General features: G+C 64.2%; 16 protein-coding genes. 15 read left to right on the top strand and 1 reads right to left on the bottom strand.

Annotation, left to right across the window (positions count from 1 at the left end):
* Position 1: 1 nt before the first annotated feature.
* The 14 genes from ACEN9F_RS03985 (at position 2) to ACEN9F_RS03920 (ending at position 23,429) form a co-directional block, all read left to right on the top strand.
* The gene (locus tag ACEN9F_RS03985; RefSeq protein WP_413418050.1) at positions 2 to 472 is read left to right on the top strand and encodes a phage tail protein; all 471 of its coding nucleotides are present in this window, start codon (positions 2 to 4) and stop codon (positions 470 to 472) included.
* 14 nt (positions 473 to 486) lie between these two features.
* Positions 487 to 648: a DUF5908 family protein gene (locus tag ACEN9F_RS03980; protein WP_413418049.1), complete on the top strand. Its 162-nt coding sequence runs from the start codon at positions 487 to 489 to the stop codon at positions 646 to 648.
* Between the two features lie 2 nt (positions 649 to 650).
* The gene (locus ACEN9F_RS03975; protein ID WP_413418047.1) at positions 651 to 1,328 is read left to right on the top strand and encodes a CIS tube protein; all 678 of its coding nucleotides are present in this window, start codon (positions 651 to 653) and stop codon (positions 1,326 to 1,328) included.
* 64 nt (positions 1,329 to 1,392) lie between these two features.
* The gene (vgrG, locus tag ACEN9F_RS03970) at positions 1,393 to 3,141 is read left to right on the top strand and encodes a type VI secretion system tip protein VgrG (protein WP_413418045.1); all 1,749 of its coding nucleotides are present in this window, start codon (positions 1,393 to 1,395) and stop codon (positions 3,139 to 3,141) included.
* Positions 3,142 to 3,163: 22 nt separating this feature from the next.
* A complete protein-coding gene (locus ACEN9F_RS03965) occupies positions 3,164 to 3,463 on the top strand; it encodes a PAAR domain-containing protein (RefSeq protein ID WP_413418043.1) in 300 nt (99 codons plus the stop codon).
* A gap of 1 nt (position 3,464) precedes the next feature.
* Positions 3,465 to 3,890: a GPW/gp25 family protein gene (locus tag ACEN9F_RS03960; protein WP_413418041.1), complete on the top strand. Its 426-nt coding sequence runs from the start codon at positions 3,465 to 3,467 to the stop codon at positions 3,888 to 3,890.
* A gap of 330 nt (positions 3,891 to 4,220) precedes the next feature.
* Positions 4,221 to 7,634, top strand: coding sequence for a baseplate J/gp47 family protein (locus ACEN9F_RS03955; protein ID WP_413426960.1), 3,414 nt, complete (start codon positions 4,221 to 4,223; stop codon positions 7,632 to 7,634).
* On the top strand, positions 7,631 to 8,449 hold the full coding sequence (locus ACEN9F_RS03950; RefSeq protein ID WP_413418039.1) for a hypothetical protein: 819 nt from the start codon (positions 7,631 to 7,633) through the stop codon (positions 8,447 to 8,449). Before ACEN9F_RS03955 ends, ACEN9F_RS03950 begins: the two co-directional genes overlap by 4 nt.
* A 4-nt stretch (positions 8,450 to 8,453) precedes the next feature.
* Entirely contained in the window at positions 8,454 to 8,750 is a 297-nt protein-coding gene (locus ACEN9F_RS03945) for a hypothetical protein (RefSeq protein ID WP_413418037.1), read from the top strand.
* Positions 8,743 to 11,205, top strand: a complete 2,463-nt coding sequence (locus ACEN9F_RS03940) for a hypothetical protein (protein WP_413418035.1) — start codon at positions 8,743 to 8,745, stop codon at positions 11,203 to 11,205. The genes ACEN9F_RS03945 and ACEN9F_RS03940 overlap by 8 nt, the downstream gene beginning before the upstream one ends.
* Complete coding sequence (locus tag ACEN9F_RS03935) at positions 11,202 to 18,134, top strand: contractile injection system tape measure protein (RefSeq protein ID WP_413418033.1); 6,933 nt, start codon at positions 11,202 to 11,204, stop codon at positions 18,132 to 18,134. Before ACEN9F_RS03940 ends, ACEN9F_RS03935 begins: the two co-directional genes overlap by 4 nt.
* Before the next feature lie 15 nt (positions 18,135 to 18,149).
* Positions 18,150 to 19,490: an ATP-binding protein gene (locus tag ACEN9F_RS03930; RefSeq protein ID WP_413418031.1), complete on the top strand. Its 1,341-nt coding sequence runs from the start codon at positions 18,150 to 18,152 to the stop codon at positions 19,488 to 19,490.
* Positions 19,487 to 22,783: a hypothetical protein gene (locus ACEN9F_RS03925; RefSeq protein ID WP_413418029.1), complete on the top strand. Its 3,297-nt coding sequence runs from the start codon at positions 19,487 to 19,489 to the stop codon at positions 22,781 to 22,783. Before ACEN9F_RS03930 ends, ACEN9F_RS03925 begins: the two co-directional genes overlap by 4 nt.
* Positions 22,784 to 22,805: 22 nt before the next feature.
* Positions 22,806 to 23,429, top strand: a complete 624-nt coding sequence (locus ACEN9F_RS03920; RefSeq protein WP_413418028.1) for a DUF4157 domain-containing protein — start codon at positions 22,806 to 22,808, stop codon at positions 23,427 to 23,429.
* Between the two features lie 61 nt (positions 23,430 to 23,490).
* Here the strand turns inward: ACEN9F_RS03920 and ACEN9F_RS03915 are convergent, their stop codons facing one another.
* Complete coding sequence (locus tag ACEN9F_RS03915) at positions 23,491 to 23,709, bottom strand: hypothetical protein (RefSeq protein WP_413418026.1); 219 nt, start codon at positions 23,707 to 23,709, stop codon at positions 23,491 to 23,493.
* 149 nt (positions 23,710 to 23,858) lie between these two features.
* Between ACEN9F_RS03915 and ACEN9F_RS03910 the strand changes: the two genes are divergently transcribed.
* Entirely contained in the window at positions 23,859 to 24,848 is a 990-nt protein-coding gene (locus ACEN9F_RS03910) for a ribonuclease T2 family protein (protein ID WP_413418024.1), read from the top strand.
* Positions 24,849 to 24,945 lie beyond the last annotated feature (97 nt).

Genomic DNA, 24,945 nt, shown 5'->3' with positions numbered 1-24,945 from the left:
GATGAGCGCCGCCGATTATTTCGACGACGGCTATCCGCCGCCGGCGTTCTACTTCACCGTTACTTTCGGCAACGGCAGGAAGGTGGCCGACACCGCGTTTACCGAGGTGTCGGGCATCGCCACCGAGTTCGAGGTGGAGTCGCTGACGGAGGGCGGCGAGAACCGCTTCGTCCACCAGCTTCCCGTCAAGATCAAGCATGGGAACCTGGAGATGAAGCGGGGCATCGCCAAGAAGGCCTCGCCGCTGGTGGCGTGGTGCAAGGAGACGCTGGAAGGCGAGCTGGCCACGCGCATCGAGACCCAGACCATCATCGTCAAGCTGACCGGCGACAAGGGGCAGGTGCTGCGCGGCTGGAAGTTCAACAACGCGTATCCGGTCAAGTGGAGCGTCGACGGGTTCAACTCCACCAAGAACGAGGTGGCGGTCGAATCGATATCGTTTGCCTACACCTATTCCGAACGCATCGTCTAAGGGAGGGCGTCGCCATGGCGATAGAAATCAAGGAGCTGGTCATCAAGACCACCATCGTCGACCGTCCGGCCGCCGCCGAGCGGGCGCCGGAGCTGACGCGCGCCGCCCGCGCGCAAATCCTGGCCGAGTGCCGCCGGATGGTCGACGAGCTGCTGCGCGAGCGGGGAGAGCGCTAGCGATGTCGGGACAAAAAACACTGCTGAAGATCTCCGGTTGTTCGGTGTCGACCACCGGCGTGGTGACGGTCGACAGTTCGGCGCCGAAGTTCGAGGTGCTGATCAATCCGCCGAGCTATTCGATCAATTCCGCCATCCTGTATGTCGAAGAACAGGCCATGGGCCAGGCCGGCCATGAATCCAAGTTCTACACCATGGAGGCGGAAAAACTGAAGCTGCCGTCGCTGACCTTCGACGGCACCGGCGCCGTGCCCGGTTCGAAGATGCCGGTCAAGGAGCAGGTCAGCCTGCTGCGCAAATGCGTCTACGCCTATGTCGGCACCAAGCACGAGGCGCCCATCGTGCAGGTGGTGTGGGGCAGCATGATTTTCTATGGCCGCGTGAAGGAACTGGATTTCAACTATACGCTGTTCAAGCCGACCGGCGAGCCGCTGCGCGCCAAGGTCGACATCAGCTTCGTCGAGTATGCCAGCGCCGGCCAGCTGGCGCTGGAGGCCAACCGCAGCTCGCCCGACATGACGCACCTGGTGCAGGTGCGCGCCGGCGACACCCTGCCGCTGCTGTGCGAAAGGATATACCGCGACCCCGGCTATTACCTGGAGGTGGCGCGCATCAACGGCCTGACGGCGTTCCGCAAGCTGGAGCCGGGCACCAGCCTGCGCTTCCCGCCGCTGGGCTAGATGCACGACATTATTTGAGAGAGTTCCAATGGCAGTGTCTCCGCTAAAGAGCAGCAATGGTTTGATGAGCTTCACCATCACGAGCGATGGCGCGGCCATCCCCGACCTGTTCCAGATCGTGTCGATCGAAGTCAACCATAGCGCCAACCGCATCCCGTCGGCCATCATCACCGTGCTGGACGGCGACATGCCCGACGCCAAGTTCCCGATCTCGGACGCCCAGAATTTCAAGCCGGGCGCGGTGATCGTCATCAGCGCCGGCTACGAGAGCATCGTCAAGCCCATCTTCACCGGCATCGTCATCAAGCACAGCATCAAGATCAGCGGCGACAACTACGCGCGCCTGGTGATCGAATGCCGCGACAAGGCGCTGGCCATGACGGTCGGCCGCAAGAACGCCAATTATGTGGAAAAGAAGGACAGCGACATCATCTCGTCGCTGATCGTCAAGGCCGGCCTGACGGCCGACGTCACCGCCACCACGGTGACCTACAAGGAGCTGGTGCAGTACTACGCCACCGACTGGGACTATATGATGGCGCGCGCCGAAGCCAACGCCATGCTGGTCACGGTCGATGCCGGCAAGGTCACGGTGCAGGCGCCGCAGGCGACGGCGGCGGTGCTGCTGCTGACCTACGGCGTCGACATGCAGGAATTCTCGGCCGAGCTCGACGCACGCTCGCAACTGAAGTCGGTGACCGCCACCAGCTGGGACCTGGCCACGCTGAAGGTGGTGGCGCAGACCGCCGCACCGCTGACGCTGCAGGCCCAGGGCGACATCCAGTCGGCCGCGCTGGCCAAGGTGCTGGGCCTGGAAAGCTACGCCCTGCAAACGGCGGCGCCGCTGGACAGCGCGGCGCTGGCCGCCTGGACCAAGGCCCAGCAAACCAAGGCCGCGCTGGCGCGCATCCGCGGCCGCGTGGTGTTCCAGGGCAGCGCGCTGGCCAAGGTCGGCGCGGTGCTGACGCTGGCCGCGGTCGGCGACCATTTCAACGGCGACGTCATTGCCTGCGGCGTGACGCACCGCCTCAAGGACGGCGACTGGACCACCGAGGTGGAATTCGGCATGCCGACCTACTGGTTCACCGACCAGCACCAGCTGCACGCGCCGGAAGCGGCCGGGCTGACCGCCGGCATCGCCGGCCTGCACATCGGCATCATCAAGAAGCTCGACGCCGACCCGGAAGGCCAGTACAAGCTGCAGGTGTCGGTGCCGCTGATGCAGGCCGAGACCGACGGCGTCTGGGCGCGCTTCGCCAGCTTCTACGGTTCGAGCGGCTTCGGCGCCTTCGTGCTGCCCGAGATCGGCGACGAGGTGGTGCTGGGCTTCTTCAACAACGATCCGTCGTGCCCGGTGATCCTGGGCAGCCTATACAGCAGCAAGCACGTGCCGCCCTATACGCCGACGGCCGACAATTTCTTCAAGGCGCTGGTCACGCGCAGCAAGCTGAAGATGGAGTTCGACGACGACAAGAAAGTCATCACCTTCATCACGCCCGGCAACAACAAGATCGTCATCAGCGACGATGCCAAGTCCATCCTGCTGCAGGACCAGAACAGCAACAAGGTCGAGCTCAGCCCCACCGGCATCCTGCTCGACAGCCCCAAGGACATCACCATCAGCGCCAAGGGCAAGGTGTCGATCTCGGCGGTGCAGAACGTCGACATCGCCGCCAAGATGGACGTCACGGTCGCCGGCCTGAACATCAGCCAGAGCGCCAACGTCGGCTTCACCGCCAAGGGCGCCGCCACCGCCGAGCTGTCGGCCGCCGGCCAGACCACCGTCAAGGGTGCGCTGGTGATGATCAACTAATGATGGACCAAGGATACCCGCCATGCCGCCAGCCTCCCGCATCACCGACATGCACGTCTGCCCGATGGTGACGCCGGGGCTGCCGCCGATACCGCACGTCGGCGGGCCGATCACCGGCCCCTGCGTGCCGAACGTGCTGATCGGCAGCCTGCCGGCCGCCGTGGTGGGCGACCTGTGCGTCTGCGTCGGCCCGCCGGACAGCATCGTCAAGGGCAGCGCCACGGTGCTGATCGGCGGCCGGCCGGCCGCCCGCATGGGCGACACCACCGCCCACGGCGGCAATATCGTGTTCGGCCTGCCGACCGTGATGGTCGGTGGCTGACGTGGCGCGCATCGTGGACAGCGACAACGCCTTCCTGGGCACGGGCTGGAGCTTCCCGCCGGAGTTTTCCCGGCGCGGCGGCGTGCGCATGGTCAGCGCCGAAGAGGATATCCGCCAAAGCCTGCGCCTCTTGCTGGCGACCACGCCGGGCGAGCGGGTGATGCAGCCGAGCTTTGGCTGCGGCATCAAGAGCCATATCTACGACAGCATCAACGAAAGCACCATCACCATCCTGAAGGACCTGATCAGCCAGTCCATCCTGTTCTTCGAGCCGCGCGTGACCCTGGAGTCCATTGTCGAGGACAGCACGGGCGCGCTGGAGGGGCGGCTGGACTTCATGATCGTCTACACCATCATCAGCACCAACACCCGCCACAACATCGTCTATCCGTTCTACATCCGGGAAGGCAGCGATGTGCAGATCTAGCATCCATGGATGGCGGCGATGACGGCGCACCTGTTCGTCAGCGACGGCCGCGACCAGTTCCACCGCCGTCCGCAGGCCTTGTGCGGCGACTATTTCCAGCTCAACGAAATGTCGTTCGAGCAGCTGCTCGCGCTGGCGACGGAGTATGCGCGCCTGGTGCGCTTCTTCCAGCTGGACCTGAGCGCGGACGGCGACTGGAACCAGTATTTCAGCGCCGATGAAACGGTGCTGATGGCGGCCGTCCTGGCGGTCGACACCGAGCGCATGCTGGCCTTGTTCGAGCAGCGCCTGCAGCGCCAGCCGCGCTATGCGGACTGGTTCGAACGCGACATGGTCCAGCCGCTCGACGGCGGCTACCGCGACGTCATCGATTCGCCGCTGCTGGCGGCGCGCGTGCTGGACGGCTGGATGTCGGCCATCCTGCGGCTGCAGGGCGTGATCGGCCAGGAAGTCAAGCGCCTGCTGGAAGGCATCCTGCGCGGCCTGGAGGTGGAGATGGAGGCGCTGGCGGCGTCGGTGCCGCCCAGCCTGCCCGAGGACGCCGGCCCGCTGTTCTCGCGCCACTTCATCGGCCTGACCCGCTGGCGCGAGATCCCGCCGCGGCCGATCGAGATCACCGAGGCCCGCCACAGCTTCCATACGCTGACGCAGGCGGTGCGCATGCTGCAGAACGGCATCCGCCAGCGCCTGCCGAAATCGCTGGACAGCGGCGACCACGATCCGGGCATCAGCCTGCTGATCGGCTTCATCCAGCTGTTCCAGCAACTGCTGCAACGGCTGAACCGCTTTGGCGACAAGCGCATCGACTTCTATTACCAGCGCGTGCTGGACATGCAGCCGCAGCCGCAAAAGCCGGACAGCGCCTTCCTGGTGATACGGCCGACTGCGGCCGCGCGCCAGATCCAGATCGAGGCGGGCGCCGAGTTCATCGGCGGCGTCGACGACAACCTGGAAGACATCATCTACGCCACCGAGCGCGCCGCGACGCTGAGCGACGCCCGCGTGGCGGCCGTGCATTCGCTGTACTTCGAGCGCAACGCCAGCGACGATACGGTGGGCAGCTACCATCGGGCGTTCGAGATGCTGCAACTCGACAGCGATGAACGCGACCATGAGAAGCTGCCGCCGATGCCGCTGATGGGGGCGCCCAAGCCGGGCGAGCCGCTGCATGGCCGCGTCAGCGCCGGTTTCGGCTTTGCCGTCGCCAGCAAGGTGCTGCTGCTGCGCGAAGGCGAGCGCAAGGTGCGCGTGCTGTTCCAGTACCGCGACCCGGTCGATCCGCAGCGCAATCCGGTCGACGCCACGCTGAAGGAAATCATGGAGCAAGTGCGGCGCAATCCCAAGCGCCGCCAGAACGTGGTCCGCAAGCTCAGTGTCAGCGATGTGTTCGTGCGGCTGTTCCGCGCCATGTTCCGCATTTCGGTGACGACGGCGGACGGCTGGTATCACCTGCCCGAATACCGGCCCGAGTACCGCGATATGGACGACAGCCTGCCGCCGGGCTGCCTGGTGCTGGAATTCGTGCTGCCGGCCAGCGCCCCGGCCACCGAGTGCTACAACCCCGCGCTGCACGGCGCCGGCTACGACACCACGCTGCCGGTGGCGCGCTTCGAGATGACGCAGAACGAGTACCGCTATCCGTACGACATCCTGTCCAACTGGATCCTGCAGGACATCCGCATCGATGTCGACGTGCGCGGCGTGCGCAAGCTGCTGCTGCACAACCAGGTCGGCCAGTTGAGCGCGCTCGCGCCGTTCATGCCGTTCGGTCCGCTGCCGGCGGTCGGCGCCTATATGATCGTCGGCTGCGAGGAAATCCTGTACAAGCAGTTGCGCGACCTCTCGATCGATGTCGAATGGACCGGCTTGCCCGCCGGCCTGGGCGGCTTTGCCGAGTACTACCGTGCCTATCCGGTGCCGCTGAAGAGCGGCGAGGTGCAGGCCAGCGTGTCGGTGCTGGCCGATGGCCGCTGGATCAAGACCGGCGACACGGCGCCGGTGTTCCGCTACGTGGTCAATGCCGACGGCAGTCCCACCAACCTGACCAGCCCGGAGAGCACCATCAGCTTCCAGCCGACGGTGCAGTACTACAAGCCGCTGCGCATGCCGCCGGTGGACGGCGTGCCGTTCAACTATACCTCGTCGAGCATGAACGGCTTGTTCATGCTGACGCTGGAGGGCCCGGACGGCGCGCTGGGCCACCAGCAGTATCCGGGCCTGCTGTCGCAGGTGCTGACGCACAACGCGCAGATGAAGAAGCCGCTGCTGATGAAGCCCTTGCCGAATCCGCCCTACACGCCGCAGATCAGCCGCATCGCGCTGAATTACCGGGCCAGCGCGCGCATCGCCTTTGAAAAGCCGGCCGCCACGGCCAGCCTGGCCGAGACCGAGAGCTTCTTCCATCTGCATCCGCTGGGCTGGCAGGCGATGTTTTCGGCCGACACCCGCTTGATCTCGCAGATCCCGGTGTACGAGCATCCGGGCAATCTGCTGATCGGGGTGGAGGGCAAGGACCTGCGCGGCACGCTGTCGCTGTATTTCTACCTGCGCGAAGACTCGCTGCCGATGACGCACATCAAGGATGCCGGCCTGCGGTGGTGGTACCTGTCCGACAACCGCTGGCGCGAACTGGCGGCCAACAGCATCCTGGAGGATTCGACCAAGGGTTTCATGACCAGCGGCATCGTCCTGCTGCAACTGCCGGACGATATCGACACCACCAACACGGTGATGCCGCCGGGCGTGTTCTGGCTGCGCGCGACGGCGAAGGACGGCGTCGAGCGCTTCTGCAGCCTGTACGCGATCTATGCGCAGGCGATCAAGGTCACCTGGCGGGCCGACCGCGGCAAAAAGCCGCAGGCGGTGATGCCGGCCATGCGCATCACCAAAAGCGCCAAGAATATTCCGGGCGTGGACAGCATCTACCAGGTCCGCCGCTCGTTCGACGGCAAGGCGGCCGAGAGCGCGTCGCAGTTCCGCGTCCGCGCCAGCGAACGGCTGCGCCACAAGAGCCGCGCGCTGACGGCGGCCGACTACGAATTGCTGATACTGGAGCGCTTCCCCCAGGTCTACAAGGTCAAGTGCTTCGCCAACCTGTGTTCGGAGCAGGACGAGGCGCGCCGCGTACGGCCGGGCCATATCCTGATCGTCGCCATCCCGCACCTGAACCGCGACGGCCACGTCAACCAGCGGCCGACCTTGAGCGGCCACCTGATCCACGAAATCCAGCAGTTCATCCGCCAGTACGCGATGAGCGACGCCACCATCAGCGTCGAGAATCCGGTGTACGAGGAGATCCAGGTGCGCTGCACGGTGAAGCTGACGTCCCAGCTGAACAGCGGCCGCCTGATCGAACGCATCAACCAGGAGCTGTGCGATTACCTGTCGCCGTGGAACGCCAAGGGCATACACCAGCACTTCGGCTGGACGCTGCGGCAGCACGATGTGGTGGCGTTCCTGCTGGACCTCGATTGCGTGGAAGAGGTCACCGGCGTTTCGCTGCTGCAGATCGCGCCGCTCGGCCTCAGCACGGATCGCCGCTACAGCTTGCAGGACAACGCGCGCAGCAAGGACGCCGGCAGCAAGACCATCCATCCGAGCTATCCATGGAGCATCGCCGTGCCGATGAACCAGCACTGGATCTTGTCGGCGGATCGACTGGAAACCAGGGATGGCGTGCCGATCGGCATCAAGGAACTCAAGGTGGGCTCCACCTTCATCATCTCTTCGAGGAACAAACCATGAAAAAAATCCCGCGCGCCGAGCTGAAGGAACACTTCCAGCAGGGAAAAATGCCGACCCAGGAGGATTTCGCCGACTTGATCGATTCCATGTTGAACATGCTCGACGAAGGCTTCGACAAGTCGCCCGAGGACGGGCTCAAGGTGGAGCAGCTGCAAGGCGGCAAGCTGCTGAGCTTTTACAAGGATATCAACATCGGCGAGGCGCTGTGGTCGCTGGAGCTGGACAAGGCCAGCAACAGCCTGAGTTTCCAGAATGGCCAGGCGCAGCCGCTGCTGACGCTGTCGAGCACCACCGACAGCGACAAGATCCAGCGCACGCTGGTGGGCATCCGCCAGAACAATCCCAAGTACGAGCTGGACGTGGTCGGCACGGTGGCCTCGAACGCGCGCGTGGGCCGCAGCGGCGAGCTGGCGGTGCCGGCCGACAGCAACTGGTACGACATCACCGACTTCATGACCGGCTGCCAGGCGTGGGAAGTGATGGCGGGCGCCGGCGCCAAGGACAGCGAAGGACGCTACGCGGTGATGCATGCCTTCGCCATGAACGCCTTCGGCTCGGGCAGCGGCGAGATCACCTATCACCAGGCTCACTTCGGCAACAAATGCAGCCGCATCGAACTGCGCTGGCTGCGCGACGAGCAGGACCGTTTCTCGTTCAAGCTGCAGATGCGGGTCGGCTGTTCGTACGGCGACAAGGTCTGGATCAAGTACCACATGACGCAGCTGTGGCAGGACACGCTGATGCTGGACAGCGACAAGCAGCCGCAGCGCCAGCCCAGCCCGCAATATGACGTCAAAGGCAAGGTGAGGAGCTGACACCATGTGCGAACCGAACAGCAATGGCATCCAGCTGGACCTGACGGCGGAGCAGGCCAACCTGATCCTGGAAGGGTTGGCTGAACTGCCGTTCAAGCAGGTGTTCGAGTTGATCGGCCATCTGAACCAGCAGGCGCAGGCCGCGTTTGCCGCCGCCGGCGGCGAGCCGGAGCGCGTGCATTTCGTGGTCGGGCCGATGCAGATGCGGCTGATCCTGTCGTCGCTGGGGCAGATGCCGTTCAACCGGGTCAACCAACTGCTGCGCAGCATGCACCAGCAGATGCGGATGCGCGATGGCTGACGACCACATCAAGCGTGTGCAGACCGACCCCGATGGCCTGGATTTCAGCGGCCTGCGGGGCAAAGGCATTGCTTTATTGCAGGGCCTGTCGCGCGACGCCTGGACCGACTACAACCTGCACGATCCCGGCGTCACGCTGCTGGAGATGCTGTGCTATGGCTTGACCGACCTGGTCTACCGCACCGATTTCGACGTCGCCGATTTCCTCACCGACGAGTCGGGCTCTATCGACTATCACCGGCAGGCGCTGTTTGCGCCGCAGGATATCTTCCCCAACGCGCCGGTTACCGAGATCGATTTCTGCAAGTTGATCTACGACGATTTGCCGCAGGTCGACGATGTGTGGATCAGGACCGCCCGCGACGACGGCGAGGCCAGCGGCTTGTTCCGCGTGTATATCAAGCCACATGAATCGATGACCAGGGAAGGCGAGTCCGACTGGGAGCAATTGCGGCGGGACGTGGTCGAGCTGCTGTCCATGCACCGCAACCTGTGCCGCGACGTCGAGCGGGTCCACATGGTGCAGTCCGAGCCCTACACGCTGGGTGGCGAGATTGAAATCGACGACAGCCGTCCTGCCGCTGAAATCTATGCCGACATCTATTTCCGTTGCGGCAAGGCGATCTCGTCCGGCGGCCAGATCATGCGCTTTGAAGAGGCGCTGAACCAGGGTATGAGCTGGGAAGAGTTGCTGACCGGTCCGTTGACCAGGCACGGCTATATCCAGGATAGCCACTTCGAGCGCTCGAACTACGATGTCGATGTCGTCAAGCTGATTTCGCTGGTGCGCAATATTTCCGGCGTCAAGCATGTCAAGAGCCTGTGCCTGCTGGACCGCGAGGACCAGCGGCACGCGCAGATCAATATGAAACACACAGATGAGATCTGCCCGGTGCTGGCGTTTCCGAAGACCGATGCATCGCTGGAAGCGTTGCGGCTGGTGCGCGGCAAAGGCGCCGGCCAGCTGGCCGCGCCGCGCCAGAGCGCGGTGCAGTTCCGCGAACAGGTCAAGCTGTACCTGCGCAAGCTGGAATTCGAGCACGACGCCTTCCGCAACAACGTCGGCAATCTGCACCGGCTGGTCAGCATGCCGCGCGGACAATACCGCGAGCTGGCCGAATACAGCTCGGTCGGCGAGCACACGCCGGCCATCTACGGCATCAATCACTACGGCGTGCCGAGCTCCGAGCCGCCGGATGTGCATGCGCGCGCGCGGCAGTTGAAAGCCTATCTGTATCCGTTCGAGCAGCTGATGGCCAACTACCTGGCTTCGCTGCAAGGCATCAAGCACCTCTATTCGATCGACGCCTCGCTGCAACAGACGTATTTCGCGCAATTCCTGACCGATACCCAGGTACCCAACCTGAAGGTGCTGTACGGCGAGCAGGGCACTCCGCAGCAAGTGCAGGCGGTGTTGCGCGAGCAGGACGCCTACACCGACCGCCGCAACCGCGTGCTGGACAGCCTGCTGGCGGTCTACGGCGAAGTGTTCCCCGCCGACGCCATGCGCCGCTACGACGTCTACCATGCCGAAGACATCGAGCTGCACCTGATCGATTGCAAAATCCGCCTGCTGAACCATCTGTGCCGGCTGAGCGGCAATCGCGGCAACGCCATGCACATGCAGGCGGATTACTGGCATGGCCTGAACTATGCGTCGATTCAGCACCGGATACAGCTGCTGTGCGGTGGCAGTGAGGACGCCGTCGGCCGTTCGCTGATAGGCGGCATCGACAACGACAAGGTGCGGTTCGTCGGCGACCAGCGCTATCTGGAAGCGCTGGCGCAGCCGGAAGTCAAGCTCGGCGATACCACGCCATTGGCCAGGTACGAAGGCGCCGCCGATATCGAAACGATCGACTTGCCGCACGCCGCAGTCAGCCCGGCGCTGATGAAGGCGGGCGTACATCGCGGCAACTACAGCGTGCTGGAAGCCGGCGACCAGCAAGGCTGGCTGTGCCTGAACGTGGACGGCGAGCGCTGCTGGCCGATCGCGCTGAAGCCGCTGGACGAGTTGCCACGGTACGGCCAGCAATTCATGGACCGCTTGATCGCGCTGAGCAAGGGGTGCGAGGGGTTCCACCTGCTGGAGCACCTGTTGTTGCGGCCGCGCGGCGAGCAGGCTGGCTTCAAGCTGGATCCGGCCTTCCACGCGCACCGGGTCAGCATCGTCCTGCCGGGCTTCACCGCGCGCTTTGCCGATCTCGGTTGCCGGGCGTGGGTCGAGGAAATGATCGCGCAGAATTTGCCGGCGCATATCCTGCCGACGTTCTATTGGCTGGACTTCGTGTTCATGACGCAGTTCGAGTTGCGCTATCACTATTGGCTGGAGATGCTGGCCTCGGTCTCCAACGGCAGCGTCGAGCTGACCGACCGGCTCGACACGGCGTCGGCGCAATTGACGGCCTTCCTCGCCAGCGCATCCAGGCACCAGACCAACAGGGTATGGCTATGAACCTGCGCGCGCCCAATCTCATCCACGGACTGACGTTCGACATCTCGCTGGCCGGTGCGGCCGACGATGGCGAGGCGTTGGCCGACATGATCAAGGCGTCGCTGCTGCCGGTCATGGACGAGGTGCTGGCGCAGTGCGACCAGCCAGACCGGCTGCGCCGCATCGAACAGCTGGAAATCGATCTGGGCACGGTATCGCAGGACGACTTGGCCAGCGAGCTGGCGCGACGGCTGTTCGACAGGCTGTCGGAAGCATTGCAGTGGCCGGTGGACGGCGAGATGATGGCTGGCGCGGCCGGCCAGGTCGGCATGTCCATTGGATCGGGGGTTATCGACGTCACCGACGAGCGCGCAGCGCCGCCGGGCGAGCTGCTGCTCCGCTTCCTGCGTACCGGCCGCCTCGCCCCGTGGCTGGTGAACGCGACAGGCGACGCGCACCGTCAATTGCTACTTCAGGTACTGGACCTGCCGCAAGCGCTGGACGTGCTGCGATCCGCCGTCAACGATGCCCGGATGCTGACGCGCCTGGTGCGACAGTTCGACGACGGCGCCTTGCGCAGCGTAGCGGCGCTGCTGACGGACGCCTGGCCGGAGCAGGCGAGGGCCCGTGCGCAGCAGATGCCGCTGAAGCATGACGCAGGCATCGAAATCGACTGGCGCCATCAGCTGCAGGCCAGCCTGGCGCCACCGGCATTGCCGAACGACAGCGAGGACCTGCAGCACTTGCAAGGCATACTATCGGGGGCCACGACGCCGCAACGCATTGCGCTGCAAGTTGCCTGGGCCACGCTGAGCGCCGAGGTCCGCCAGCGGTTGGGCACCCGCCAGATCGACGAGCTCAATCCGCAAGGCAAAGCCGACCTCACGCTGATCTTGCGCCAGCATGCGAATGAATTGCTCGCCGGCCTCGATGCCGCGCAAATCAGCACAGTCCTCCGGCTACTGCTCGCCGGCGACGGCGCAGCCAGCACAGTCGAATCGATGCTCATGCCGATACCTGATGCTGTTGCCACCGCTGCCACCGCCACAGCTGCAACCGCCGTCGCGACCGCGACCGCCGCGACTGCCACTGCCACCGCGACTACCGCCACCGCGACTTCGCCTGCTGTCGCCTTCACCGTTGCGATCGCGCCGACCGTTGACGTCACCGCCGCAACAGCAGCAGCCCCCGCAACTGTGGTCGCCACCGCCGCGACTGTAGTTGCGACCGCCACCGTCCTGGCGAAGACCGCCGCTGGCCCAGCGCTGCTCGCCGGCGCCTGGCAAAGTTTCGATGCAGGCGAGCGTGCCGCCTTCCGCGTCAACCGCGAACAACTGCTAGCCGGGATCGTCGTCCACACCGGTGGCCGAGCCCTGACCACGCTCAGCACGCAGCAGAAGGCCAACCTGCTGCTCACCCTGCAGCCGCTCGCAACCAAATTGTTCGCCAAATTCGGCGAAAAATGGCAGCCATCGCACACCGAAGCCCTGCTAAACCTGCTGTTGCAAGGCAGCCCGGCATTAACCTCAAACCAGTCCACACCGGCCAGTGCAAGCGAGCAGCCACCAGCCAGCGCAAGCGGCCAACCACCAGCCACCAGCCCTACAGCGGAACCGGACCGCGCGCCATCGCCGCACATGGCGGCTCTGCAAGCCGCCTTGCGCGCGGAAGAAGCCGCTGCCACCAGCGACACCGCACCACAGCCGCCAGGCCAGACCTTGCTGGAAAACGCCCTCAAGACGCTCACGCCAACGCAAAAAAAAGCGTTCGCCACAATCTGGCAGCGCCTGTCCGGCGAGATTGCCCGCCGCACCGGCGGCCGACTGCTATCAACGCTAAGCACCCAGCAAAAAGCCGACCTCGCGCAGCTCCTGCGTCCACTCGCAATCGAGCTGCTCGCACCATGGGCCGACAAATGGACACCTGTACAGACCGAAGCAACGGTCAACCTCCTGTTGACAAGCGCCGAAGCCCACGCCGAAGTGGAGTCCATGCTGGCCAGCGTGCCGATCCATCCCATCAGCGGCAAAGATCTTACTTCGCCGGATTCGACGACAACGCGGCAGGATCGTCCACCGTCACCGCACATCGCCGGGCTGCAAGCCGCATTGCGCGCGGAGGAAAATGCCGCCGCAGGCAGTGACACTGTACAAGAACAGGCAAGCCACCATCAGAACCTGGCCATGCTGGAACGCGCTTTGGCTGGCTTCACGCCGCCACAGCACAAAGCATTCGCCACCATCTGGCGGCAGCTGTCCGACGAAATCGACCGCCGCACCGTCGACCGCGAACTGTCGGCGCCAGGCGTTCAGCAAAAGGCCGATCTCGTGCAGCTCCTGCGCTCGCTTGCAGTCGAGCTGCTGGCACCATTGGCCGACAAATGGACAGCTGCGCATACCGATGCAACGCTCAAGCTCCTGCTGTCGAGCGACAACGTCAGCGCCAAAGTATCGGCTATGCTGGCCGGCAGGGAGGCTATGCCCGCCGGCGGCGATGATCGTGCGCCTTCGAATTCGGCGGCAACGCGGCAGGATCGGCCACCGGCACCGCACATCGCCGCACTGCAAGCCGCGTTGCGCGCGGAGGAGGCCGCCGCCGGCGACCGTGCGCAAGATCTGGTAATCCAGCAAGAGAGCCGGACATTGCTTGAACGCGCTTTGACCGGCCTTACATCAGCACAATACAAAGCGTTCGCCAGCAGCTGGCAGCGCCTGTCCGACGAGGTCGCCCGTCGCAGCGGTGGCCGCGCAGTGTCGACGCTAGGCGCTCAGCAAAGGTCCGACCTCGCACAGCTCCTACGCCCGCTCGCAATCGAGTTGCTGGCGCCGTTTTCCGATAGCTGGGCGCCTTCACATATCGATGCGTTGCTCAAGCTCCTGCTGGCAAGCGACGACGCCCGCGCCGAAGTGGCGGCCATGCTCGCCAGCTTGGGGGGGGCGGTTGACATGGCCGATGATCGTGCGCCTGCGCTTCCGGTGGACGCGAGGCCGGATCTCGCGCCGTCACCGCACATCGCCGCGCTACAAGCAGCATTGCACGCCGAAGCGGACGCCGAAGCCGCCGCCGGCGCAGTGGACGCAGAAGCGGAAGCCGTCGCAGCTGGAACTGAAGTGGACACAGAAGCAGACGCAGAAGCCATTGCAGCTGGAGCCGAAGTCGATGCTGGGGCCGTTGCAGCGGGAATCGGAGCTGCTGTCGATGCTGATGCTGTCGAGACTAAAACCGAAGCCGCTGCCGCAGCGGCCGCAGCGGAAGTTGGCGCGCAAACGAGCTTGATCGTGCTGAAACGCGTCTTGCAAACCCTCGCTCCGTCGCAGCGCGATGCATTCGCGGCGATCTGGCAGCGCCTCTCCGGCGAGATCGCCAGCCGCTCCGGTGGCCGCGTTCCGGCGGCACTCGGCGCCCAGCAAGCCGCCGACATCAGACAGCTGGTCCACCCAATCGCCGTTGCGCTGCTGTCCGCTCTCGGTGAGGGCTGGGGGACGTCGCAAACCGAGGTAGTGCTCAATCTTCTGCTGGCAAGCGACAATGCCAGCGCCGCCGTGAAGGCCATGCTCGCCACCCCGTCGCCAGCGCATCGAAGCAGCACCGAAAAGAGCACATTGCCAAACGATGCAGTCCAGGACGAAGCACCAATCCCTGCGCCCGATGCACCGGCCCGCGATGCCGCCAGCAACCAGCAAACCCCTCTGCTGGCAGGCGTCTGGTCGGCGCTCGATCCAGTGCAGCGGCTGGCATTCCGGCGTGTCTGGCAGCGCCTGTCCAGCGAGATCGCTCGCCATGCCGATGCACGCGCGCTTGCCACGCTCACCGCGCAGCAGAAAGCCGACCTTGCAGCCCGCCTCCTGCCGTTCGCCGGCACACAAGTCAATGAACTCGCGCATCAATGGCCGGAGGCGGGCCCGCTGCGCGACGCAACGGCCATCGCGCAAGCGGCAGTCCGATTGTTGCTCGCAGGTGATGCCGGCACCGCAGCATTCAACGCGATGCTGGCCGGGCCCGCTGGTCATACGCCTGCACCACGCCCTACAAAATCGGCGAAATCGCATGCTGTTGGCGAGAGCGGCATCAAACCGGCGTCGCAAGACCACCCCATCTCGAATCCATTGCCGGCAGACCAGCAACCGCAAGTCGAAGTGGACCGTTTCACCGCGCATCACGAAGCGTCGCATAACCAGCAGGCCGGCCTGATGTTGCTGACACGCGTATGGCGAAGCTTGGGTGCCGTGCAGCGCACCGCATTCCGAACACTCTGGCAGCGCTTGTTTGAAGAGGTCGCCATCCGCGCCGCCGGCCGCGCACTGACGACGCTCAGCGCTCGGCAGAGAACCGATCTGGCGGCGCTATTGCAACCGGTCACGGCCGAGCTGCTGCAGGAATTCACACAGCAATGGCCGCAGGCGATATCCGCCGAAGACCAGATCGCACTCGCGCAATCGGCAGCCCAACTGGCGCTTGCCAACGATGATGTCGCGCTCGTCATTGTCTCCATGCTGAAAGAGGAGGCCCCTGCGACCATCAAGACTGGCGATGTCGAGCCGGCGCTGGCCGCCTTCCACGACTGGCAGCAGGGCAAGCTGAACATCCAGACGCAATCGCTGTCACTGGCCGATCTGCGGCAATGGCTGAACTGGTGGTTGTTGCACGACCCGCAGCTTGTCAACCAGGATTGCAGCCTGATGCTGTCGGCTATCGACGCCCAGGTGCAGCGTATCGAGGACCCCGTGCGATTCATGAAACGTGTGCTGGCCAGCTTGCAGGCCGGAGAGGCGCTTGACCTGGAGGCGCTGTCCCAACAGTCGGATGCGCCGATCGAAATGACATTGGCCGAAGCGCTGCAGTCCCGCGCCGCGATCCAGCAGTTCATCGCCGGGCAGGGCGCGCAACCGGGCGGCCTGGATTCTGCACAGATGCATCAACTGGTTCGCGCCTGGTTGCGTCACCAGGGCGGGGATACGGCGTTGTTCATGACGGCGATTGAGGCGCATGCGGTGCGGGCGGCGTCTCCACAGGCTTTCCTGCTTGAGGTGCTCAAGCAGTTGACCGTCGATCAGCCGGTCGATCTTGAACAGATACTGGCTGACGGGCTGGCGTCGATGCCGGCTCCGGTCGACAGCGTGCAACCGGTCGAGGACGAGCCTGCGCCGCAAGTGCCGTCGGCATTGCCTGCCCAGCTGAGGCAGGCGTTGCCGAAGCGCTTGGCGACGGCGATGCTGCAAGCCGATTTCGCTTCATTGGACATCATCTGGCCGGATCTCGTTCAGTCCCACGCGACCGAACTGGCGGAGGCGGCGCGGCACTATCTGGCGCGCAGCGATGTCCGGGAGCGGCTGGTGGCGCATACCGATGCCGCCATGCTGAAGGACTTGCTGGGCGCGCTGTCCAGGCCGGCGATGCGGCTGGTGGGGCCGATATTGCAGTATGGCTTGCAGTGCGGCGCGATGCTGCCGTCGCCGTTGTCGGCGGATGCGTTTGAGCAGCATGTGTTGCGCTTTGCTTTCGAGCAGGCGCTGAAGCCGGAGGTCGATGCACTTGCCTGGCTGCGCGGCTTGAGCAGCAGTTTGCCGGCGACGAGTGATGACCAGCGCTTGCAGCTCCACCATGCGTGGTATGAGGTGCTGCGGACCGGGAAGCAGTCTTCGCCATTGTTGGGTGCTCTGGAGCAGGAGTTGTTCTTGTCGTCTGCGCAGGTGATTGGCGGGGCGGAGGCGACGGTCAGCATGCTGTTGGTGCGCGATGCGGAGTTGGATGCGGATGAGCAGGCCGGCTTGGCTTCGCTGATGCAGCGGGCCTTTGCCGAGAATGGCGTTGCGCAGCAAGGGGAGTTGGACGTTGCGCTGGCGAACCGCCGCGCGTTGGAGCGGCTGGCGGATGCCTTACCTGGCGCGAGCATGGCGCGGTTGTTCGCGGCACTGCGGCCGGCGGTGGCGGGGCGCTTGCCGGTGCTGCTGCGTCAACTGCACAAGGGTTTGCCGATATCGTTCGCCGCCGTGCCGGCGATGCTGGACCGGCGTATCTGGAAGGCGATCTACTTGGCGGCGTTTGCCGATGACGCTGTTGACGCCGCCCCCGAAGCCTGGATGCGCGCCGTGGTGATCCACCTGGCAGGCCAGTACCAGCAAGCGGATGCGGAGGTGTGGCTGGGCAAGGTGGCCAAGGCGACTGCGAGCGGAGCCGCCGAACAAACGGCACCGATGGCATCAACCACGCAAGCCGAGCCAACCGCGCCCGTTGGGCCAGCTGAGCAAACAGCGCCGGCCGGGTCAACTGCGCCGGGTGTGGCGGCGCTGGCTGGGCAAGCGGTTGCGGCGATGGACACGGCGGCGGTTACGCCGGAGCAGGCCTTGGTGGGATTGCTGCAGCCTTGGGCGGAGGCGAAGCCCGTGCCGTTGGCGAAGAAACCAGCGCCGGCCAAGCGCGCGAGCGAAGAGGAACTGCCGTTCACCGGCGAGGCGAATATCCACAACGCCGGCCTGGTGATCGTCATCCCCTACGTGCAGCGCCTGTTCGGCATCCTGGAACTGACCGTCGACGGCAAGTTCGTCAGCGACGAAGCCGCCGAACGCGCCGTGCACCTGCTGCAATACGTGGTCACCGGTGAGGAATCCACGCCGGAATACCAGCTCGTGCTCAACAAACTGCTATGCGGCATCCACGGCGGCACGCCTATCGTGCCGGGCATCAGCATCACCGACAAAGAGAAAACCATCATCGAACAAATGTTGAACGGCGTGATTACCCACTGGAGCGCGCTCGGAAAAACCTCCATCGCCGGACTGCGCGAGACCTTCCTGCAGCGCCAGGGACATCTGTATCACGAGGACGAGGCCTGGCACCTGAAGATTCCGCAGAAGTCGTTCGACATGCTGCTGGACCGGCTGCCGTGGAGCTTCGCCATGACCCGGATGCCGTGGATGGCGGAACCCCTGAACGTGACGTGGCGAGGATAAGCGATGAGAGACCACTTGAGCGACATCACAAGCACCCTGGAGCGCGAAGTAGCCTGGTTCAGCCGGGTATGTAACGCCCGCTTCGAGGCCTATTTCAAGACCGACGAGCCGGGCGCCGATATCTCGACGATATGTCCGCCGCCCGACCTGTCGTCCTCGGTCAGCCCGTACGCCGAGCTGGTACGCGAGTACAACATGGGCTTTGCCGAGCGCGTGGTGCTGATGCTGGCCTTCATGCCGCACTTGCGGCCGCAGGTGCTGGATCTGTTCCTGCTGCAAAACGCCGCCCTGGCGCGCGGTTACAGCGAGATCGGCGGCTGGCGCGGCAAGGTGCATTCAGGCTTCCTGCCGACCTGCGAAACCGCCGCCTTCCTGCTGGCCGGCGCCGACCTGGGGCTGCGTTTCAAGGCGGCCGAACTGTTCAAGGACGAGCACTACCTGCGCCGCAGCGGCATCCTCAAACTGGAACACCAGGCCGGCGGCGAGCCGATGTTCGGCTCGGCCCTGATGCTCAGCAACGAGTACCTGCAACGCCTGTCCGACGGCGAAGTGCACAAGCCCGACTTCAGCGCCCACTTCCCGGCCAAGCTGATGCAGACCAAACTGAGCTGGTCGGACCTGGTGCTCAACCCGGAGGTCATGGACGAGGTCGACCACATCGTCACCTGGCTCAAGCAGCCGGAGCATATCCTCAAGACCTGGGGGCTGGAGAAATCGGTCAAGTCGGGCTACCGCACGCTGTTCTACGGTCCGCCGGGCACCGGCAAGACCTTGACCGCGTCGCTGATCGGCCAGGCGGCCGACAAGGACGTGTACCGGATCGACCTGTCGATGGTGGTCTCCAAGTACATCGGCGAGACCGAGAAAAACCTGGCCACCGTGTTCGACCAGGCCGAGAACAAGAACTGGATCCTGTTCTTCGACGAGGCCGATTCGCTGTTCGGCAAGCGTACCCAGACCAGCAACTCCAACGACCGCCACGCCAACCAGGAAGTGTCTTACCTGCTGCAACGGGTCGAGGACTTCCCGGGCGTGGTGATCCTGGCGACCAACCTCAAGGCGAATATCGACCAGGCGTTTTCGCGCCGCTTCCAGAGCGAGGTGTATTTCGCCATGCCGGACGCCGACCAGCGCCTGCGCCTGTGGCAGGGACTGTTTTCCAATCCCGAGCGGCTGGGTGGCGACGTCAATTTGCAGAAGATCGCCGAGACCTACGAACTGGCCGGCGGCGCCTTGCTCAACGTGGCGCGCTACGCGGCGATCAAGGCGGTCAGGAGTGACAGGAAATATATCGTGCAGGACGACTTGATTGCAGGCATAGGCAGAGAACTCATGAAGGATGGGAAATCATTGTGAACCACTTTTTCAATCCAAAAAACCGCCGCTGGCTGGCGGTGCTGCTGGCCGTGGCCGGCATGGTGATGGCGCAGCCGGCCACCGCCGCAGAGACCTCGCCGCCACCGCCGGCGGCGACGGCGAGCGCGCAGACGCATACCGTGGTGGCCTACGACACCTCGATCAAGCAGGAGCACTTCGCCGGCCTGAGCAAGGACGTCGTGCGCCGCATGCAGCAGCAACTGCAAGCGATCTACCAGGAATTGCCGGACTGGCAGCGCGACTACGCGCGCAAGGAGCAGCCGCTCAACGACGGCATCGTCGGCCCGATCACGCTGCGCTGGCTGCAGCGCTACGCGTTCAACTTCAAGATCGAGACCGAGGGCGAGTATGCCGAGGGGCTGGCGAAGAACGTCGACCGTATCGCCGGCTTCGGCGCCAAGCATCCCGCCGAGCTGGCTATCCTGCTGAGCAATGAGTTCGACACCTGGTTCAAGGACCTGGGCGCCGAGCAGAAGGTCCAGGACACCGTGGTGCTGCGTCAGGGGAACGACGTGGCGCTGCTGGACCTGGTCAACCGCTTCCGCGCCAGCCGCCGCGGCGCACCCAACACGCCGGCGACGGCGCTGGACATGGACCATTATTTCACGTACGTGCTGGAACAGGCCGATCTCGATCTGCTGGCCGGCAAGGATCAAGTGATGGTCATGCTGGGCAAGATCAAGGACAAGCATTTCAACTCGAAGGAAGAGATGAAGATTGCCCTGTTGCAGGTGATGCACGACAGGAAGGGATTGCTGGATCAGGTCTGGCCGGCGGTCGAAAGCAACACGCATGAGTTCTACGGCTACGCAATCGGCAAGGCCGCCCTGGAGCGGCTGAAGAAAGCCGGCACGGTGCGGGCCGACATGCTGACCGACCTGGAGGAATTGGGCAACGTCTACCTGACATCGCGCGACGAGTACGACAAATTCATCAAGGCCAAAGTGGCGGCCGGCGTGCTGGCCATCAACGCGCAGGAAACGGAGATCCTGGCGGCGGAAACCGAAGTGTTCGACAACTATCATATCGACGGTCTGTCGCTGGACACCATCAAGAGCCAGCTCAAGGGCCTGGTGCAAAACGATGGCGTGCCGGAGGTGGTCAAGGACTTGCTGGAGGAAATCAAGGAGGTCGACTACGTTGAACTCGGCCTGTTCCGCAACGCGGCGATCTCCAAGATCGCCATAGGCCTGGCCACGTGTCCGCTGAACTCTCCGCGCAACAATGCCTACGTCGCCGGCCTGCGCATCGGCGACGACAAGGTGACGGCCTTGAAGAAGGCGCTGGAGTCCCTGGCCAAGGAGCCGGGCGTCGATCCCGCTCTGCTGGGCGCCGGTCTGGATGAAGCGTTTTCAGGCATCCAGGAGCTGCGCAATAAAAAAGTGCTGTGCGAAGCGAAGGACAAGCTGCGCGGCGAGAATTATTCCAAGGGCATTTACCTGACCTATCTGGCGCCGTTGATCGAAAGCGTGGCCCAGAAAAAAATCACCGACGTCGGCCAGATCAATATCACCGGCAGCAAGTGCGGCTGCGCGCTGGATGACTTGTCCGGCGTGGTCTATGGCTTCTACCCGTATTGGAAGCCGCAGGACAAGCCGCAGGCGATCAACTTCCGCTTGCTGAACCGTATCGTGTATTACGGGCTGACCATCGACGGCAGCGGCGACTTCAAGCGCGGCACCCAGCCTTTCGATATCGAGAACGGCGGCAAGCTGGAAAATGATTTCGTGCGCGTGGCCCATCAGCACAATTCGCGGGTCGACTGGATGATCCAGAAGAACGAGTGGTCGGACTGGCTGAGCTCGCCGACCTCCAGCAAGGTGGCGTTCTTCAAGCGGATCGAAGCCAATGTGTTGACGCTGCTGACCACGCAGCGCAACGACACCGCCTCCAGGTTGCGCCCGTACACCAGCTTTGGCCTGGCCGGCCCGCCCCGGCGCGGCGACGGCATCACGCTGTACTTCCCCGAGTACCCCGACGACCCTGAATCGAAGGCGCTGTTCAACACCTTCTACCTGGCGCTGCGTACGGAGATGGACAAGCACGGCTTGTGGCTGAACGTGCTGGTTTCGCAGGACACGCTGACCGAGGACAAGCAGAACGGCGGCGCCTTCAGCCTGGTGAACATGGCCGGCCTGCGCAAGAAGCGCAGCGCGACCGAGCCGACGAAGGCCCACGGCGCGTCGGAGAACGATGAATACGTGCTGGTGCTGATGAACGAACCGAGCTCGGACGCCAAGAAAAAACTGCGCTCCGACATCGAAAACGACTCGGGCCTGTACGGCGCCGACCGCGCCGACTTCCTGCGCAGCGTGCTGCCGATCTGGCATTTCGACGACCGCAACTTCCAGCAGCTGGAAGACGACATCGTCTACTCGCGCGACAATTTCGGCGGCGTCGGCTTCTGGGCGCCGGATTTCGAGAACATGGCCAAGGAGGTCAAGGACACCGGCGAGACCTGTCTGCAATCGAAGTCGATGACGATCTGCCTGCTGAAGAACTACCGCGACGAAACCGTCAGCGCCAGCCTGCCGGGGCCGGTGGAGGCCTTCGTCTGCGTGCACCGCTGGTGGTTCCAGCTGCTGCTGACCGTGCTGCTGCTGGTGATGATCGCCATGGGCATCCTGTACTTCCGCGTCTGCAGGGTCCAGAACTTCATCAACAAGTACTTCCTCCTGGTGCTGGGCCTGGTGGGGCTGCCGGCGCTGGTGACGTTTACGTTGCTGATGGGCTATGACCCTTACTTCGCCAAGCTGTCGCACGGGCAGTTGCCGTTCATCGCCGCATCGACCCTGCTGGTGCTGGTGCTGGCCGGCGGCGCCTGGTACTTGCGCTCGCGCCGCGAGGTGCCGCTGCGCGAACGCGGCTTGCCGCAACGCGCCGGCATGGGCTTCCCCATCGTGCGCTGGGAACTCAAGCGCGGCATCGACGGCTTCCAGTGGATCATCACCAACGGCGGCACCGGCTACGCCATCATCAACAAGGTCGAGATCCTGATCGACCAGCACCGGGTGGCGGATCTGAAGACGGCGCTGAGCGAGATATGGGAATCGGAAAGCGGCTTGCCGGCGCAGAGTGTGCCGCTGATCGGCCAGAAATTGAAGCGTGACGAATCGCTGGTGGCGCTGACCATCCCCAATTCGCCGGCGGTCGAGGAGTTCGAGCAGAAACTGAAGCGACACAAGCTACAAGTGCTGATCAGCTATACGGGGGCAAGCAACGAGCATTGGGTAAGTAACGGCAAGGAAATCATGTTGGCTTCGGAAACGTAGGACTTTTATAGGGAGTGCAGAAATGAAATCACGGATCAGCAGTCACGAATCGGCAGAGGAAAGCCGCGCCGCCGCCGCACCGGCGCAATTGCGCAACGCCCAGGCGGCCGCCATGCCTGATACGCGCGGCCAGGCCGCCCAGCTCAAAGAGCAAGCGGCCATGATGGCCGGCCGCACGGCCGACACCGCGCAACTGGCGGAAGAGGAGGAACTGTTGCAAGGCAAGTTCGAAACCGCCCAGCTGGCGCCAGAGGAGGAACTGCTGCAGGGAAAGTTTGAAGCGGCAGGGGCTGCCGCGCAACTGGAAGAAAAGCCCAACAACACCGGCCTGCCCAACCAGCTCAAGGCGGGCATCGAGTCGCTGTCCGGCATGAGCCTGGACCATGTCAGGGTGCATCACAACTCTGACCGGCCGGCCCAGCTGAATGCGCACGCCTTCGCCCAGGGCAGCGACATCCACGTGGCCGCAGGCCAGGAGCAGCATCTGCCGCACGAGGCCTGGCATGTGGTGCAGCAGGCGCAGGGACGGGTACAGCCGACGCAGGACGTCGGCGGCGTGGCGGTGAATGACGATGTCGGACTGGAAAGCGAGGCCGACCGCATGGGCGCGCAGGCGCTTACCGTGCAGCCGAAGGAAATGGAGTGATGCGGGAGCCGCAGGCCGCCGGCGCAGGCCGACGACTTGCGGCGATTTGCAATGAGGCTGTTTAGCGGGCCGGAGGAGCCGGTTCCGTCGTTGGAGCGGGGGCTGGCGCCGGTGTGTCCGGTGCCGGAGCGGGTGCCGCGGCCGGCGGCGGGTTGGCGGCCGGGGTTTCCACCACAGGGCTAGGCGGCTGGATCGGATCCTTGTCCTTGCATCCTGCGACGGCGGCTGCCGTCAGTAGCAATGCGCATGCAATCTTGCCGGCGAGATGTAGTTGTTTCATAGTGTGCTCCTGGGAAGGGAAGGTCGAGCTGTATCGTAGTCAATCCTGAGCCCGCGTGGTATCAGCGTGCTTGCGGCCTCTTTGTAGGACTAGGCTGTCACACATTGTCCGGTAGAATGTTTGCATTTCGCCAAAACCGAGGAGACTTTATGCATCGCCGAGCCCTGACTGCCGTCGCAGCCGCACTGCTGGCCTTCACCATCTTTGAATGCAGCGCCAGCGAATCCGCGCGCGGCACCTTCACCGCCACCAAGAGCTGCGAAGCGTTTTCCTCGTTTGCCAAGCGCAGCAATCCGGGCGGCGCGCAGGTGGCCGCCGGCACCGCCTACACGGTGCGAGAGATCAACAAGGTCGACTATGACTGGGTGCGGGTGGAAGTGCCCGGCGCCCAGCCGTCGCTGCGCTGGGTACAGCGCGAATGCGGCACGCCGGCGCTGGAAGAGAAACGGCTCGGCCGCCCGCCAGAGGGCGCGGCCGGCGAGGTATGCAGCGTCGCCAACAAGCAGGATAGCTACGTGCTGGCGATCACCTGGCAACCGGGCTTCTGCGAACATGTCAAATACAACGGCAAGAAGCCGGAATGTGACGCCATGAACAGCGGCGCGCTGGAGGCCAAGACCCTGAGCCTGCACGGACTGTGGCCAAACAAGAAGGAATGCGGCACCAACTACGGCAGCTGCAGCGGCGAGACTTTCGCGCTGAGCAAGGACACCATCGAGAAGGTCGCCCCATGGATGCCCAACTTCTTCTATGAACGTACTTTCGGCGCGTATGAGTGGAACAAGCATGGCAAGTGCCAGTCGCTGTCGCCGGACGCCTACTTCATCAAGGCCGTATCGGCGGTGCGCGTGGTGAACGATTCGGAAGTCGGCAAGATCGTGCTGGGCAACGTCGGCAAAACGTTCCGCGTCAGCGAATTCTTCGACCGCGTCAAGGCGCGCCACGGCGACAAGGTAGCCAACAGCATCACGCTGGTGTGCGTCGGGCGCAAGTACCTGCAGGAGATCCGCGTATCGCTGCCGCTGGAGTTCAGCACCGACCGCGATCTGCCGCAGATGGTGGGCAATGCCTCCCCGGCCGCCGCGCGCGAGGTCGGCTGCGCCGACGAAGTGTATGTGGAAGGGGCGGGCAAGGATTAACCGGCGAGCGGCATTGTTGGTTGATGTCGTGAGGCAGCAACTATTGCATATCGAAAGCCCATCATTTCCATATGCAATAAATTGCAATTATGATACC

Origin of the sequence: Duganella sp. CT11-25 (assembly GCF_047302815.1) — a bacterium.
Lineage (GTDB): Bacteria > Pseudomonadota > Gammaproteobacteria > Burkholderiales > Burkholderiaceae_D > Rugamonas.
This window is presented reverse-complemented; position numbering and strand designations above follow the sequence as displayed.

Bases quoted from the DNA above. Each gene is read 5' to 3' on its own strand.
- ACEN9F_RS03975 (WP_413418047.1), top strand. From the start codon at position 651: ATGTCGGGACAAAAAACACTGCTGAAGATCTCCGGTTGTTCGGTGTCG.
- ACEN9F_RS03920 (WP_413418028.1), top strand. From the start codon at position 22,806: ATGAAATCACGGATCAGCAGTCACGAATCGGCAGAGGAAAGCCGCGCC.
- ACEN9F_RS03980 (WP_413418049.1), top strand. From the start codon at position 487: ATGGCGATAGAAATCAAGGAGCTGGTCATCAAGACCACCATCGTCGAC.
- ACEN9F_RS03965 (WP_413418043.1), top strand. From the start codon at position 3,164: ATGCCGCCAGCCTCCCGCATCACCGACATGCACGTCTGCCCGATGGTG.
- ACEN9F_RS03955 (WP_413426960.1), top strand. From the start codon at position 4,221: ATGGTCCAGCCGCTCGACGGCGGCTACCGCGACGTCATCGATTCGCCG.
- ACEN9F_RS03940 (WP_413418035.1), top strand. From the start codon at position 8,743: ATGGCTGACGACCACATCAAGCGTGTGCAGACCGACCCCGATGGCCTG.
- vgrG (WP_413418045.1), top strand. From the start codon at position 1,393: ATGAGCTTCACCATCACGAGCGATGGCGCGGCCATCCCCGACCTGTTC.
- ACEN9F_RS03950 (WP_413418039.1), top strand. From the start codon at position 7,631: ATGAAAAAAATCCCGCGCGCCGAGCTGAAGGAACACTTCCAGCAGGGA.
- ACEN9F_RS03985 (WP_413418050.1), top strand. From the start codon at position 2: ATGAGCGCCGCCGATTATTTCGACGACGGCTATCCGCCGCCGGCGTTC.
- ACEN9F_RS03910 (WP_413418024.1), top strand. From the start codon at position 23,859: ATGCATCGCCGAGCCCTGACTGCCGTCGCAGCCGCACTGCTGGCCTTC.
- ACEN9F_RS03945 (WP_413418037.1), top strand. From the start codon at position 8,454: ATGTGCGAACCGAACAGCAATGGCATCCAGCTGGACCTGACGGCGGAG.
- ACEN9F_RS03915 (WP_413418026.1), bottom strand. From the start codon at position 23,709: ATGAAACAACTACATCTCGCCGGCAAGATTGCATGCGCATTGCTACTG.
- ACEN9F_RS03935 (WP_413418033.1), top strand. From the start codon at position 11,202: ATGAACCTGCGCGCGCCCAATCTCATCCACGGACTGACGTTCGACATC.